13 protein-coding genes are annotated in these 13,971 nt (G+C 62.7%); 9 read left to right on the forward strand and 4 right to left on the reverse strand.

What is annotated here, in order from left to right; genetic code table 11:
- The first annotated feature begins 6 nt into the window (after positions 1-6).
- The 9 genes from ACQKRQ_RS38005 (at position 7) to ACQKRQ_RS38045 (ending at position 7,580) form a co-directional block, all read left to right on the forward strand.
- Positions 7-558, forward strand: coding sequence for a TlpA family protein disulfide reductase (locus ACQKRQ_RS38005; RefSeq protein ID WP_132373006.1), 552 nt, complete (start codon positions 7-9; stop codon positions 556-558).
- 194 nt (positions 559-752) lie between these two features.
- Positions 753-1,208, forward strand: a complete 456-nt coding sequence (aroQ, locus tag ACQKRQ_RS38010) for a type II 3-dehydroquinate dehydratase (protein WP_132373004.1) — start codon at positions 753-755, stop codon at positions 1,206-1,208.
- A 68-nt stretch (positions 1,209-1,276) separates the two neighbouring features.
- Positions 1,277-1,750 (forward strand): acetyl-CoA carboxylase biotin carboxyl carrier protein, encoded by a 474-nt coding sequence (gene accB, locus ACQKRQ_RS38015; RefSeq protein ID WP_132373002.1) that lies wholly within the window; start codon positions 1,277-1,279, stop codon positions 1,748-1,750.
- A gap of 117 nt (positions 1,751-1,867) precedes the next feature.
- On the forward strand, positions 1,868-3,235 hold the full coding sequence (gene accC / locus ACQKRQ_RS38020) for an acetyl-CoA carboxylase biotin carboxylase subunit (protein WP_012434380.1): 1,368 nt from the start codon (positions 1,868-1,870) through the stop codon (positions 3,233-3,235).
- A 3-nt stretch (positions 3,236-3,238) separates the two neighbouring features.
- A complete protein-coding gene (gene prmA / locus ACQKRQ_RS38025; RefSeq protein ID WP_408434933.1) occupies positions 3,239-4,141 on the forward strand; it encodes a 50S ribosomal protein L11 methyltransferase in 903 nt (300 codons plus the stop codon).
- A gap of 48 nt (positions 4,142-4,189) precedes the next feature.
- Positions 4,190-5,470 (forward strand): zinc-ribbon and DUF3426 domain-containing protein, encoded by a 1,281-nt coding sequence (locus tag ACQKRQ_RS38030; RefSeq protein WP_427482810.1) that lies wholly within the window; start codon positions 4,190-4,192, stop codon positions 5,468-5,470.
- A 73-nt stretch (positions 5,471-5,543) separates the two neighbouring features.
- On the forward strand, positions 5,544-6,044 hold the full coding sequence (gene tpx / locus ACQKRQ_RS38035; protein ID WP_408180869.1) for a thiol peroxidase: 501 nt from the start codon (positions 5,544-5,546) through the stop codon (positions 6,042-6,044).
- Between the two features lie 94 nt (positions 6,045-6,138).
- Positions 6,139-7,077 (forward strand): carbohydrate kinase family protein, encoded by a 939-nt coding sequence (locus tag ACQKRQ_RS38040; protein WP_427482812.1) that lies wholly within the window; start codon positions 6,139-6,141, stop codon positions 7,075-7,077.
- Positions 7,078-7,103: 26 nt separating this feature from the next.
- The gene (locus ACQKRQ_RS38045; RefSeq protein ID WP_408180868.1) at positions 7,104-7,580 is read left to right on the forward strand and encodes a glycine zipper 2TM domain-containing protein; all 477 of its coding nucleotides are present in this window, start codon (positions 7,104-7,106) and stop codon (positions 7,578-7,580) included.
- A gap of 236 nt (positions 7,581-7,816) precedes the next feature.
- Here the strand turns inward: ACQKRQ_RS38045 and ACQKRQ_RS38050 are convergent, their stop codons facing one another.
- The 4 genes from ACQKRQ_RS38050 to ACQKRQ_RS38065 form a co-directional block, all read right to left on the reverse strand.
- Positions 7,817-8,452 (reverse strand): histone H1-like DNA-binding protein, encoded by a 636-nt coding sequence (locus tag ACQKRQ_RS38050; RefSeq protein WP_427482955.1) that lies wholly within the window; start codon positions 8,450-8,452, stop codon positions 7,817-7,819.
- A gap of 30 nt (positions 8,453-8,482) precedes the next feature.
- Positions 8,483-8,809: a hypothetical protein gene (locus ACQKRQ_RS38055; RefSeq protein WP_427482815.1), complete on the reverse strand. Its 327-nt coding sequence runs from the start codon at positions 8,807-8,809 to the stop codon at positions 8,483-8,485.
- Between the two features lie 86 nt (positions 8,810-8,895).
- Positions 8,896-10,131 (reverse strand): ribonucleotide-diphosphate reductase subunit beta, encoded by a 1,236-nt coding sequence (locus ACQKRQ_RS38060; protein ID WP_132372984.1) that lies wholly within the window; start codon positions 10,129-10,131, stop codon positions 8,896-8,898.
- A gap of 713 nt (positions 10,132-10,844) precedes the next feature.
- Complete coding sequence (locus tag ACQKRQ_RS38065) at positions 10,845-13,841, reverse strand: ribonucleoside-diphosphate reductase subunit alpha (RefSeq protein ID WP_408180867.1); 2,997 nt, start codon at positions 13,839-13,841, stop codon at positions 10,845-10,847.
- Positions 13,842-13,971: the final 130 nt, after the last annotated feature.

Here is a 13,971-nt window from a genome sequence, read left to right on the forward strand (position 1 = left end):
ACCAAGATGAATACGAGACGGATTCTGGCGGGCGTACTTGTCGCCGCTGTCGCCGCGGGCGGCGGCGTTCTGGCGAACCACTTGCTGAACGGCGGCGTCGAAGAAGTCGCGCATGCCGCGCAGCCGGCCTCTCCGCAAAACGCGGTCGCGCAGCTCTGGACCGCGCCGGTGACGACAGTCGACGGCAAGCCGCAAACGCTAAGTTTGCTTAAAGGCCACCCAATCGTCGTCAACTTCTGGGCCTCGTGGTGCGGCCCCTGCGTCGAAGAAATGCCCGCTTTGTCGCAACTTCAGCGCGATTACGCGAAAAAAGGCATACAGTTCGTCGGACTTGGCGTGGATTCGGAAAAAAACGTTCAGACGTTCCTGCAGAAAGTGAAAGTGGCGTACCCGGTCTACGTGACCGGCTTCGGCGGCGCAGACCTCGCGCGCGCCTTCGGCAATACTGCGGGCGCACTGCCGTTTACCGTCGTAATTGACGCAAAAGGCAACATTCGCTCGACAAAATTAGGACAAATCGACCCGCAGGCGCTGAAACAGACGCTCGACGCCCTTTAAATTTCACATTCTTTTGGCGCTCGATTACCCGCGGAAGGCGCGAAAATAGGCGCAAATCAGACGGATTTGAGGGAAGATGGGCGCCCGGCGCAGCGGCGAAATACCGCCGCCATCAATCCGTACGCGCGCGAAACTAGACAAGTTTCTCTAATCAGCGCTAAAGTGCGCCCAATTCCACGGAAAAAGAAGCGACCATGACGCGACTGCTGGTACTGCACGGACCCAACCTCAACCTTCTCGGCACCCGGGAACCCGAGGTCTACGGTCACGTGACCTTGCCGCAGATCGATCAGGCGCTGGCGGACCGCGCAGCGGACGCAGGCGTCGAACTCGCGTCGTTCCAGAGCAATCACGAAGGCGCTCTGGTGGACCGCATCCAATCCGCGCGGACTGAAAAAACCGATTTCATACTGATCAATCCCGCCGCGTACACGCACACCAGCGTGGCCATTCGGGACGCACTGGCGGGGGTCGGCATCCCGTTCGTCGAGATTCATCTGTCGAACGTGCATCGTCGCGAACCGTTCCGGCATCACTCGTATTTCTCCGACCAGGCTGAGGGCGTGATTTGCGGCCTCGGCTGGAAGGGATATCTGTACGCGCTCGAATTCGCGCTCGACCGGCTGTCCGCCGGCTCGTCGCGCGGCTGATTCCAAACACGTCTAATTTGCGCCGGCTGCGTACGCGCCGGCACTTTACGCATTAAAGGGGCTGCCTGATGGACCTACGTAAACTGAAAACACTGATCGACCTCGTCTCGGAGTCCGGTATTTCCGAACTCGAAGTGACCGAGGGCGAAGGCAAGGTCCGCATCGTCAAGAATGCGCCGCCGGTTTACGTGCAACCGTCCGCGTCGTACGCGCCGCAATACGCGCAGCCGGCACCGGCACTCGGTGGCGAAGCGCCGGCGGCGGCTGCAGCAGCCGCACCGGCTACGCCGGCGGCCGCCGCGCCGCAAGGCCATGTGGTGACCTCGCCGATGGTCGGCACCTTCTACCGCGCGCCGTCCCCGGGCGCCGATCCGTTCGTCCAGGTGGGCGACACGGTCAAGGAAGGCCAGACGATCTGCATCATCGAAGCGATGAAGCTGCTCAACGAAATCGAGTCGGACAAGTCCGGCGTGGTGAAGGAAATCCTCGTCGAAAACGGTCAGGCGGTCGAGTACGGCCAACCGCTGTTCGTGGTCGGCTGACGCGGCACGCTTTGCGCATGCCGCCCGCGCGCCGTTGCTCCCAGGCGCGCGACCGATCCTCTGAGGCAGCCGGTGTTGTGATCAACCCGGCGCCCATTGATGAGTCGAAAACCCGCTATGTTTGAAAAAATCCTCATTGCCAATCGCGGCGAGATCGCGCTTCGTATCCAGCGCGCCTGCCGCGAACTCGGCGTCAAGACGGTCGTCGTTTATTCCGAAGCCGACAAGGAAGCCAAATACGTGAAGCTCGCCGACGAGGCCGTCTGTATCGGCCCGGCGCCTTCGAATCTGAGCTACCTGAACATGCCCGCGCTGATCAGCGCGGCGGAAGTCACCGACGCCGAAGCGATTCACCCCGGCTATGGCTTCCTCTCGGAAAACGCCGACTTTGCCGAACGTGTCGAACAGTCCGGCTTCACCTTCATCGGCCCGCGCCCGGAAACGATCCGGATGATGGGCGACAAGGTCACGGCCAAGCAGACCATGATCAAGACCGGCGTGCCTTGCGTGCCGGGTTCGGAAGGCGCGTTGCCGGAAGATCCGAAAGAGATCGTGAAGATTGCCCGCCAGGTCGGCTATCCGGTCATCATCAAGGCCGCCGGCGGCGGCGGCGGCCGCGGCATGCGCGTGGTCCACACGGAAGCGGCGCTGGTCAACGCGGTCAACATGACGCGCGAAGAAGCCGGCCGTGCGTTCGGCAACCCGCAGGTCTACATGGAGAAATTCCTGGAGAACCCGCGGCACATCGAAATTCAGGTGCTGGCCGATTCGTTCAAGAACGCCGTCTGGCTGGGCGAGCGTGATTGCTCGATGCAGCGCCGTCACCAGAAAGTGATCGAGGAAGCGCCGGCGCCGGGTATCGCGCGCCGCCTGATCGACCGCATCGGCGATCGTTGCGCGGACGCCTGCAAGAAGATGGGCTATCTCGGCGCGGGCACCTTCGAGTTCCTCTACGAAAACGGCGAGTTCTACTTCATCGAAATGAACACGCGCGTACAGGTCGAGCATCCGGTGACGGAGCTGATCACGGGCGTCGACATCGTGCAGGAACAGATCCGCATTGCGGCCGGCGAAAAGCTCGCCTTCCGTCAGCGTGACATCGTGTTCAAGGGTCACGCGATCGAATGCCGGATCAACGCGGAAGATCCGTTCAAGTTCATTCCGTCGCCGGGACGCCTGACGTCGTGGCACATGCCGGGCGGCCCCGGCATCCGCGTCGACTCGCATGCCTACAATGGCTATTTCGTGCCGCCGAACTATGATTCGATGATCGGCAAGCTGATCGCTTACGGCGCGACGCGTGAACAGGCGATCAAGCGCATGCGCATTGCGTTGTCGGAGATGGTGGTGGAAGGCATTCAGACCAACATCCCGCTGCACCGCGAGCTGATGCTGGACGCGAAATTCGTCGAAGGCGGCACCAGCATTCACTACCTCGAAAACCGCCTGGCCGCGAAGCTGCAGGCCGCGCCGGAAGAAGCGTAACTCATGAGCTACCGGGAACTGATCGCCGAGCTGGCACGCGAGCACGCGGAGGAATTCTCCGACGCGCTGCTCGAGTTGGGCGCGTTGTCCGTGTCGGTCGAAGATGCGGACGCCGACACGCCCGACGAGCAGCCGCTGTTCGGCGAGCCCGGTCTCACGCCGGATCGCACGGCGTGGCAGCGTTCGCGCGTGATCGCGCTGCTCGCGCCGGAACACGAGCCGGCGGTGTTGCTCACCGCCGCAGCCAACGAAATCGGGTTGGCGGCGGCGCCGTCGTTCACCGTGCGTGAAGTCGAAGATCAGGATTGGGTGCGGCTCACGCAGTCGCAGTTCGATCCGATCAAGATCGGCGAGCGCATCTGGGTCGTGCCGTCGTGGCACGACGCGCCGGACCCCGAAGCACTGGTGCTGGAACTGGATCCGGGGCTCGCCTTCGGCACCGGCAGCCATCCCACTACGCGGCTTTGCATGGAATGGCTGGAGCAGTCGGTCGAACCCGAGCAATCGGTTCTCGACTACGGCTGCGGCTCCGGCATTCTCGCGATCCTCGCGAAAAAGTGCGGCGCCAATCCCGTGTACGGCATCGACATCGATCCGCAAGCGGTCGAGTCCGCGCGGCACAACAGCGAGCGCAATCGTGCGGAAGTCACGTACGGTTTGCCCGACGAATGCCCTACCGGCGAGTTCGATATCGTGGTCGCCAATATCCTGTCCAACCCGCTCAAGCTGATGGCCTCGATGCTCTCGTCGAAGGTCAAACCGGGCGGCAAGATCGCGCTGTCCGGCATTCTGGCGCGGCAAGCGGACGAGGTCGCACAGGTCTACTCACGGTGGATCGACATCAGCGTATGGCGCGAACACGAAGGTTGGGTATGTCTGGCGGGAACGCGTCGCGAAAGCCATTAGAATAAGGCGTATTGTCCAACCAACGGCCTTCCGGCTTATCGGCTCAATATGCTCCTGGCAACACGTTGCCCCTTCTGCGAAACCGTCTTCCGCCTGCAAACGGAACAACTTGCGCTGCGCCGCGGCCTGGTGCGCTGCGGGCATTGCCAGGAAGTATTCGACGCGTCGAGCAGCCTGTTCGACATCAGCGAAGGCGGTGACTTCTCGACCGCCAAACCGGTTGCCGCAGCCGCGGCGATCGAAGCGCTCTCGGGCGTGCGTCCCAAGGGTCCCGACTTCAGCGCCGAAGCATGGGATCCGTGGGCGCCGTCACCCGACGCCGCCATCGACAACCGTCTGCGTCACAACGCCAGCAATGTGCCGCTCTCACCGGTTTCCACCGGCGCAGGCGTCGCGGTCACACCGCGCCACGCTGCGGAACCCGAGCTCCCGCCCGGCGCATCCTCCGCACCGGTTCCGCCCGACGAGGAACCACTGATCGCGGACGCGCCGCTCGACCCCTTCGCTTATCACCTCGATCCACCCGAGGAAGCAGCGCCGCGCGTCTGGCACAAGACCGAGCGCGCTTCCGACGCACCGCTGGACGAGCCGCTCGAAGAGCCGGTTCTGGACGAGCCGGCTACCTTGTATGGCATTCCTGACAATGAGCCGCGTTTCGGTGCGACCGGCGTAGGTGCGGCCGGCGTAGGTGCGGCTGCGGGCGCAGGCGCAGCCGGCTTTGCTGCCGCCGGCCCGGCCGCCGCCACTGGCCCGGTCTCCCCCAGCGGTGAGCCCTTCTCCGTGCAGCCCGTCAACGACGGCGCCGATCCCTTCCCCGTGGTGCGCGAAACCCGCCCGGCTGAACCGCGGCGCATGGGCTGGATCATCGCCGGCTCGGTGGTGGCGGCGCTATTGATCATCGCGCTGCTCGCGCAGCTCGCCTGGTGGCAACGCGAAACGGTGATGGTGTATTTCCCGCGCTCGCAGACGCTCTACGCGAAGGCCTGCTTGACGCTCGGCTGCCAGGTCACGCCGCCGCACGACATTGACGGTTTGCAGGTCGAGCCGTCCGATCTGCGGCAAATCGACGGCCCGCACAAGCTCGAACTGAAGATGCCGCTGCGCAACCGCTTCAATATTGCGCTCGCGTATCCGGCCATCGAACTCACGCTGCTCGACGACCAGAACAACGTCGCAGTACGCCGCGTGCTGTGGCCGCAAGACTACGTCCCGCCCGGCACGCAGATCGCGGCCGGCCTGCCCGCGCATACGACTCAGACCATGATCGTGCATCTCGACACGGGCAATGCGGTCGCTTCCAATTTCCGCGTACAGATTTTTTATCCGTAACGCATCCTCGCGCGCCTGGCGCTGACCGGGCGCGTTCACCGTCAATCCTGACGATTTTTCGGAGCACGACAACATGAGTCAAGTCACGCTGGGTGGCAACCCGATCGAAGTAGCCGGCACGTTCCCGTCGGTAGGCCAGGCCGCTCCCGCTTTCTCGCTGGTCGGCAAGGATCTGAAGACGCTGTCGCTCGCCGATTTCGCCGGCAAGCGCAAAGTGCTGAACATTGTCCCGAGCCTCGACACGCCGACTTGCGCCACCTCGACCCGCAAGTTCAACGAAGCCGCGGCCAAGCTGACCAACACGGCTGTGATCGTCGTGTCGGGCGACCTGCCGTTCGCCGCGTCGCGCTTCTGCACGACCGAAGGCATCGAGAACGTCGTCACGGCGTCCACCTTCCGCGGCCATGAGTTCGCGCAAGCCTACGGTGTCGACGTGACGAGCGGCCCGCTGACCGGCCTGACGGCACGCGCCGTGGTGGTGGTCGACGAGAACGACAAGGTCGTTCACGCTGAACTGGTCGGCGAAATCAAGAACGAACCGAACTACGACGCAGCCCTCGCCGCGCTGAAGTAACACCTTCGCGCATGAACCCGGCGCCGCGCTTCATGCGCGGCGCTGTCACGTCGTCGCGCCCATTCTCTTTATCGTTTTTACAGGAACGCTCGCCTTGGCTACGCTGATTTGCGGCTCGCTCGCCTACGACAACATCATGACCTTCGAAGGCCGGTTCCGGGAGCACATCCTGCCGGAGCAGGTCCACATCCTGAACGTCAGCTTTCTCGTGCCGACCATGCGCCGCGAGTTCGGCGGCTGCGCGGGCAACATCGCCTACTCGCTGCATCTGCTGGGCGGCGACGCGCGCATCATGGGCACGCTCGGCTCGGTCGACGCGCAGCTCTATATGGACCGGTTCAGGCAGCTCGGCCTGTCGACGGAAAGCGTGCTGGTCGTGCCGGACGCCTATACGGCGCAGGCAATGATCACCACGGATCTGGAAAACAATCAGATCACCGCGTTCCACCCGGGCGCGATGATGCAGTCGCATCTGAATCGCGCCGACGAGGCCAAGGGCATCACGCTCGGCATCGTCGGGCCGGACGGTTACGACGGCATGATCCAGCACGCCGAGCATCTGGCGGCCGCGGGTGTGCCGTTCATCTTCGATCCGGGCCAGGGCTTGCCGCTCTTCGACGGCGCGTCGCTGCGGCGCATGATTGAACTCGCTACCTATGTAGCGGTCAATGATTACGAAGCCAAACTGGTGAGCAATAAAACGGGTTGGTCGATCGAAGAGATCGCCGGCAAGGTGGACGCGCTGATCGTCACGCTCGGCGAGCAAGGCGCGCAGATCCATCATGCGGGTGGCATCGAAGAGATTCCGGCGGTCAAGGCACAGCAAGTGCTCGATCCGACAGGTTGCGGCGACGCGTTCCGCGGCGGCTTGCTGTACGGCATCGAGAACAAGCTCGGCTGGGCCACCACCGGCCGTCTGGCGAGCCTGATGGGCGCGCTGAAGATCGAACATCAGGGCCCGCAAAACTATGCGCCCGGCCGGGCCGAGATCAACGAGCGGTTCAAGCAGGCGTTCGGGTACGACCTGCCGTAATACCGAGAGCTATTGGAGTTCAGGGAATGAGAACAACGAGTCGCCTGGTCGTGGCCGCCTTGATTGCCGGTTCGCTGGCCATGTCGGGGTGCGCGTACAACAGCAGTTCTGCGGACGTGTACACGGCGTCGCAGGCACAGCGTGAAGAAACGGTTCGCATGGGCACGGTCGACAGCGTGCGCGCAGTGAAGATCAGTTCGAACAACGGCCAGCCGAGCGGAATCGGCGCGATCGGCGGCGGCGCCTTGGGCGCGGTAGCCGGCAGCACGATTGGCGGTGGCACCGGCTCGATCATCACGGGCATCATCGGCGGTCTGGCGGGTGCGGTGGCCGGCAACTCGATCGAAAACGGCGTCGCCGTGCGCGACGGTCTCGAGGTCACCGTGCGGCTCGATAACGGCGACATGCGCGCCATCACGCAAAGCGCCACCGGCGAGATCTTCAGGGCCGGCGAGCGCGTGCGGCTACTCTCCAGCGGCGGCGTCACGCGCGTCACGCACTAAGTTTCCCCTCTCGCGCGGCGAGGCTTTCTGCCGCCGCGACGACCTCACACGCATGCCCTCCCCTGTGCATGCGTTTTTTTCGCCTGCAAGTTTCTCGCCGGGCAAAAAAAATCCCGTCGCCGGAAACTGGCAACGGGACCCTGACCGAGTAGCGCTCGCCACGCTACTCAAGCGCTACTCGATCATCAGACACATCATGCGACGTGCCGAAGTGCTTCTACCGCTTGTCGTCCAGCTTACGGACGGCTGCCCGTCGGGAACGGCCATGCCGCTGCCGGGTTCAGCGCGGTCTTCACCGTCGCCGCCGGTGCGCTCGAGACGGAAGTCGCTGCGGGTGCGGGAGCCGCCTTCTTGGCGACAGCCTTCTTCGCAGGGGCAGCCTTCTTGGCAGGAGCAGCGGCCTTCTTCGCGGCAGCCTTCTTGGCAGGCGCAGCCTTTTTAGCGGCAGCCTTCTTCGCGGGCGCAGCCTTTTTCGCAGCAGCCTTTTTCGCAGGCGCAGCCTTCTTGGCAGCAGCCTTCTTAGCCGGCGCAGCCTTCTTCGCTGCAGCCTTCTTGGCCGGTGCTGCCTTCTTTGCTGCAACCTTCTTCACAGCGGCTTTCTTAGCCGGTGCTGCCTTCTTCGCCGCAACCTTCTTCACTGCGACTTTCTTGGCTGCAACCTTCTTGGCCGGAGCAGCTTTCTTCGCTGCAGCCTTCTTGGCCGGTGCTGCCTTCTTGGCCGGTGCTGCCTTCTTCGCTGCAACCTTCTTCACTGCCACTTTCTTGGCAGCGACTTTCTTTGCCGGAGCAGCCTTCTTAGCCGGAGCAGCCTTCTTTGCTGCGACCTTCTTGGCTGCGGGTTTCTTAGCGGCGGCTTTTTTTGCAGTTGCCATCATTTTCTCCTTCAGGTTTTCAGATGAGAGTCAGTTCAAACTACACCCTTCGTCAAAACCCGCTTCCCGCGGACGCTTCTCAGGGCGCGCGCTACGAAGCGGGCTATTCATCGGCGTACGCAGGTGCTGCGCGCTTACGCTAATGAATGCGGTAAGGCGCGCCGTGCCAAAAGGCACCGCGCGCCAGATCTGTTCGGCGTGAAAATTCAACGCCGGCAATTGCTTGATCGAGCCGCCGGCAATGACGCCAGCGGCTTTTTCCGGGGGGAAGTTTGCCCATCCCACTGAAGGGTTCGCAAAGTGCCTGTCATAGTTGTGGGCCGCGAAGGCACGCGGCGCACCGGGCATGCTTTGCATCAGGCGATCCTGCTCCTAACCAAAATTGCCGCGGCCCAAGCCGACGGCATCCCCATCGATGAATGCATCTGCAGCACGAACCCGGATCACTCCCAGGTCAGCGCGCCGCCAGTCTGATATTCGATCACTCGCGTCTCGAAGAAGTTGCGTTCCTTCTTCAGGTCGATCATCTCGCTCATCCACGGGAACGGGTTTTCCTCGTTCGGGTACAGCGGATCGAGACCGATCTGCTGGCAACGGCGGTTGCAGATGAAGCGCAGATAGCTCTTGAACATCGACGCATTGAGGCCGAGCACCCCGCGCGGCATCGTGTCTTCTGCGTAACGATATTCAAGTTCGACCGCTTGCTGGAAGATCTCGCGGATTTCCGCGCGGAACTCAGCCGTCCAGAGCTGCGGGTTTTCGAGTTTGATCTGGTTGATCAGGTCGATGCCGAAGTTGCAGTGCATCGACTCGTCGCGCAGGATGTACTGGTACTGTTCCGCCGCGCCGGTCATCTTGTTCTGACGACCCAGCGCCAGGATTTGGGTAAAGCCGACGTAGAAGAACAGGCCTTCCATCACACAGGCGAACACGATCAGCGAGCGCAGCAGCGTCTGGTCTGCCTCGAGCGTGCCGGTCTTGAAGGCCGGGTCGGTCAGCGTGTGGATGAACGGAATCAGGAATTCGTCTTTCGCGCGGATCGAGGAAACCTCGTGATACGCGTTGAAGATTTCGCCTTCGTCGAGGCCCAGGGACTCGACGATGTACTGGTAGGCGTGCGTGTGGATCGCCTCTTCGAACGCCTGGCGCAGCAGGAACTGGCGGCATTCGGGCGCCGTGATGTGGCGGTAGGTGCCCAGCACGATATTGTTGGCGGCGAGGGAATCGGCCGTCACGAAGAAGCCCAGGTTGCGCTTGACGATGCGGCGCTCGTCTTCGGTCAGACCGTTCGGGTCTTTCCAGAGGGCGATGTCGCGCGACATGTTCACTTCTTGCGGCATCCAGTGGTTGGCACAACCAGCCAGATACTTTTCCCAGGCCCACTTGTATTTGAACGGCACCAACTGATTGACGTCGGTCTGGCCGTTGATGATGCGCTTGTCGGCGACGTTGACCCGCGCTTCCGAAACGGCAGCCGTTCCGGCAGCAGCGTTGGTCACATGAGCGACGGGAGCGACAGCAATGTCGTTCGCGAAGACGTCTTGAGCCGAGGGAGCATGAGGAGCGGAACGCGTTCCGACTTGCGAACCGACAGCCGATCCCGCAGCGTTGCGCAACACATTCTGTTGCGTAGCGCTCGAGGGAGTTACGGCAGTGATCTCGTCATCCCAGTTGAGCATAAATGTCACCATCAATTTAGAACGGTTTGTACCATCTTTTCACGAGCGATAAAAGAGTTCGCTGATGAAAAATCCTGTTTTCGATTCGCGTTGCTACGTTCATACAACACTTTGTTCAACAGAGTGTGTGCATCACCTCATGTGAAGCGTGTTGAACGTGTGTCGTCGAAGTGCTTCGCGAGCTCGAAGAGCAACGTGTCGATGCGACGTTTCGCTGCTCTATCTATCTGTATTGCGGAGCGTGCTTGTAGCGTCTTGCGACTGCTGACTGCTGCCTCGCGTTGCTCGTCGCGGTGGTCCGCGCTTGCTTCGCGCTTGCCCTGCGTTTGCCTCGCGTTTGCCTCGCGTTTGCCTGTTCGTCAGTGCTGGCGAGGTGAAGTTCAATGCAATGTCGAGCGATGCATCGGGCCGGCTGCGTTGATCGACCCATCGATCGAAGCGTTTGCTGCGCGCACTGTGTCGCGCGCTTCGTCTGGTGCTGCCGACTGCTGACTGCTGATTGACCGCGTCACGATGACCGCGTTACGGCTTCAGTGACCTGCCCTGCTTCGCTGCGTTGCGATGAACGGCGCTTCGTATTCCACTCGCCGCGCCGCTCACCGACTTCACTTCTACTTCACTTCCTTCGCTTCGCTGCTCGCTGCATGCGGGTCATTACCTACGACCCGTCAGCAAGCAGCGATCCTGCTGCCTGCCGCGCACTTGCCAACTACTTACTGGCAAGCCTCGCACTCGTCGAAGCCTGGATCGCCCGGACGCATCATGCACACCGGACCATCCGCTTCCGGCGCTGCTTCAACCGCGACTGCCGGAGCGGCCGCCGCTGCCTGAATGCCACCCGAAGCCGCGCCGCCGCTCACGCCGAAGCCACCCGCCGCGCCGCCGGCAGCACCGCCCGAACCTTCGCCGCCACCCGAGCTCACCGCGTTCAGCGCGCCGTGCGCCACCGTCGACTTCTCAACGTGGGTCGCCGCCATCGTGCGGAGGTAGTAGGTCGTCTTCAGGCCGCGCACCCATGCGAGCTTGTAGATCTCGTCGAGCTTCTTACCCGATGCGCCGCCCATGTAAATGTTCAGCGACTGCGCCTGGTCGATCCACTTCTGACGACGCGAGGCCGCTTCGACCAGCCACTTCGGATCGACTTCGAACGCGGTGGCGTAGATCGCGCGCAGGTCGGCCGGGATCCGGTCGATGCGCGAGAGCGTGCCGTCGAAGTACTTCAGGTCGGCGACCATCACTTCGTCCCACAGGCCGCGCGCCTTCAGGTCGCGCACCAGGTAGTCGTTGACCACCGTGAATTCGCCCGACAGATTCGACTTCACATACAGGTTCTGGAAGGTCGGTTCGATACAAGCCGACACGCCGATGATGTTCGAGATCGTCGCCGTCGGCGCGATCGCGACGCAGTTCGAGTTGCGCATGCCGTAAGTGGCGATGCGCGAACGCAGTTCGGTCCAGTCCATCGACTCGCTCGAATCGACTTCCACGTAACCGCCGCGCGCTTGCTCCAGCAGCTTCACCGAGTCTTGCGGCAGGATGCCGCGATCCCACAGCGAGCCGCGGTAGCTCGAGTAGCGGCCGCGTTCCTGCGCCAGTTCCGTCGACGCGTAGTAAGCGTAGTAGCAGACCGCTTCCATCGACGTGTCGGCGAACTTGACCGCTTCTTCCGACGCGTAGGGCGTGCGCAGCAGGTGCAGGCAGTCCTGGAAGCCCATGATGCCCATGCCGACCGGACGGTGCTTCAGGTTCGAGTTACGCGCCTTGGCGACCGCGTAGTAGTTGATGTCGATCACGTTGTCGAGCATGCGCATGGCCACGCTGACGGTGCGCTTCAACTTGTCGTGGTCGAGCACCAGGGTGCCGTCGGCCTGTTCCTTCAGGTGAGCGACGAGGTTCACGGAGCCCAGGTTGCAGACGGCGATTTCGGCGTCGCTGGTGTTCAGCGTGATTTCCGTGCACAGGTTCGACGAGTGGACGACGCCGACGTGCTGTTGCGGCGAGCGCACATTGCACGGATCCTTGAACGTGATCCACGGGTGGCCGGTTTCGAACAGCATGCCCAGCATCTTGCGCCACAGTTGCGCCGCCGGGATCTTCTTGAACAGCTTGATCTCGCCGCGCGCGACCTTGTCTTCGTAAGCCGTGTAAGCCGTTTCGAACTCGGCGCCGAACTTGTCGTGCAGGTCCGGGCAGGTGGACGGGGAGAACAGCGTCCAGTCGCCGCCTTCCATCACGCGCTTCATGAACAGGTCGGGAATCCAGTTCGCCGTGTTCATGTCGTGGGTACGGCGGCGGTCGTCGCCGGTGTTCTTGCGCAGTTCGAGGAATTCCTCGATGTCCAGGTGCCACGATTCCAGGTAAGCGCACACCGCGCCCTTGCGCTTGCCGCCCTGGTTCACCGCGACCGCCGTGTCGTTGACGACCTTCAGGAACGGCACGACGCCTTGCGACTTGCCATTGGTGCCCTTGATGTGCGAACCGAGCGCACGCACGCGCGTCCAGTCGTTGCCGAGGCCACCGGCGAACTTCGACAGCAGCGCGTTTTCCTTCAGCGCTTCGTAGATGCCGTCGAGGTCGTCGTCCACCGTCGTCAGGTAGCACGACGACAGTTGCGAACGGCGCGTGCCCGAGTTGAACAAAGTGGGCGTGGACGACATGAAGTCGAAGCTCGACAGCACGTTGTAAAACTCGATCGCGCGCGCTTCACGGTCGATCTCGTTCAGCGACAGACCCATCGCGACACGCATAAAGAATGCCTGCGGCATTTCGATGCGCACACCGTCGTGATGCAGGAAGTAGCGGTCGTACAGCGTCTGCAGACCGAGGTAGCCGAATTGCAGGTCGCGGTTGTTGTCGAGCGCGGCGCCGAGGCGCTTCAGGTCGAACTGCAGCAGCTTGTCGTCGAGCAGCTCGGCTTGCACGCCGCGCTTGATGAACTGCGGGAAGTACTCGGCGTAGCGCTCGCCCATTTCCGTTTGCGTGACTTCCTCTTCGAGGATTTCGCGGCGGATCGTGTGCAGCAGAATGCGAGCGGTGACCTGGCTGTACGCCGGGTCCTTTTCGATCATCGTGCGGGCAGCCAGGATGGCCGAGTCGTAGACCTGGCTCATCGGCACCCCGTCGTACAGATTCTTGACCGTCTCCGCGATGATCGGATCAGCGCTCACGGCGTCGCCGAGATTCGAGCAAGCGAGTTCGATGATGCCGCGCAGAGCAGCCATATCCAGCGGACGCGTGACGCCGTTGTCGGTCACGTTCAGACCCGGCGTGTTCGCCACGATCTGGTCGTCATGACCGCGGGCTTGCGTGCGCTTCTCGCGATACAGCACGTACGCACGTGCGACGTTGTGCTCGCCGCCGCGCATCAGCGCGAGTTCGACTTGATCCTGAATGTCTTCGATATGGAACGTGCCGCCGTTCGGGCGGCTGCGCACGAGGGCGCGCACCACGTTCTGCGTGAGTTGCTCGACCAGTTCGCGCACCCGCGCCGAGGCGGCGCCTTGACCACCGTTCACGGCCAGAAATGCCTTCGTCACGGCGATGGCGATTTTCGACGGTTCGAACGACACGACGCTGCCATTACGGCGGATCACCTTGTAGTCGGCGAAGGTCGCTTGCGGCGCGAGCGCTTGTGCGCCTTGTGCCTGGCCAAAGGCCTGGCCAGTCGGTGAGCCCTCGTACCGGGTCGTCACGTTGTCGGTGGTTTGCATGTGCAAAGCTCCTGGTCCTGGAAATGTTGCGGGAAAATCCGCGGATTAAAACGAACGCTGCGCCGCCGCGTGCGCAAGCGATGGGGTGCAGGAAGGGGACCGGCTGAGCCGGTTGGCGGGCTGCGACTGC

The sequence above is a fragment of the Paraburkholderia sp. NPDC080076 genome, from assembly GCF_050281145.1.
Classification (GTDB): domain Bacteria; phylum Pseudomonadota; class Gammaproteobacteria; order Burkholderiales; family Burkholderiaceae; genus Paraburkholderia.

Excerpts from the sequence above, each read along its gene's own strand:
- ACQKRQ_RS38045 (WP_408180868.1), top strand. The coding sequence starts at position 7,104 with ATGAGAACAACGAGTCGCCTGGTCGTGGCCGCCTTGATTGCCGGTTCG.
- ACQKRQ_RS38050 (WP_427482955.1), bottom strand. The coding sequence starts at position 8,452 with ATGGCAACTGCAAAAAAAGCCGCCGCTAAGAAACCCGCAGCCAAGAAG.
- tpx (WP_408180869.1), top strand. The coding sequence starts at position 5,544 with ATGAGTCAAGTCACGCTGGGTGGCAACCCGATCGAAGTAGCCGGCACG.
- prmA (WP_408434933.1), top strand. The coding sequence starts at position 3,239 with ATGAGCTACCGGGAACTGATCGCCGAGCTGGCACGCGAGCACGCGGAG.
- aroQ (WP_132373004.1), top strand. The coding sequence starts at position 753 with ATGACGCGACTGCTGGTACTGCACGGACCCAACCTCAACCTTCTCGGC.
- ACQKRQ_RS38005 (WP_132373006.1), top strand. The coding sequence starts at position 7 with ATGAATACGAGACGGATTCTGGCGGGCGTACTTGTCGCCGCTGTCGCC.
- ACQKRQ_RS38055 (WP_427482815.1), bottom strand. The coding sequence starts at position 8,809 with ATGCAAAGCATGCCCGGTGCGCCGCGTGCCTTCGCGGCCCACAACTAT.
- accB (WP_132373002.1), top strand. The coding sequence starts at position 1,277 with ATGGACCTACGTAAACTGAAAACACTGATCGACCTCGTCTCGGAGTCC.
- ACQKRQ_RS38060 (WP_132372984.1), bottom strand. The coding sequence starts at position 10,131 with ATGCTCAACTGGGATGACGAGATCACTGCCGTAACTCCCTCGAGCGCT.
- accC (WP_012434380.1), top strand. The coding sequence starts at position 1,868 with ATGTTTGAAAAAATCCTCATTGCCAATCGCGGCGAGATCGCGCTTCGT.
- ACQKRQ_RS38030 (WP_427482810.1), top strand. The coding sequence starts at position 4,190 with ATGCTCCTGGCAACACGTTGCCCCTTCTGCGAAACCGTCTTCCGCCTG.
- ACQKRQ_RS38065 (WP_408180867.1), bottom strand. The coding sequence starts at position 13,841 with ATGCAAACCACCGACAACGTGACGACCCGGTACGAGGGCTCACCGACT.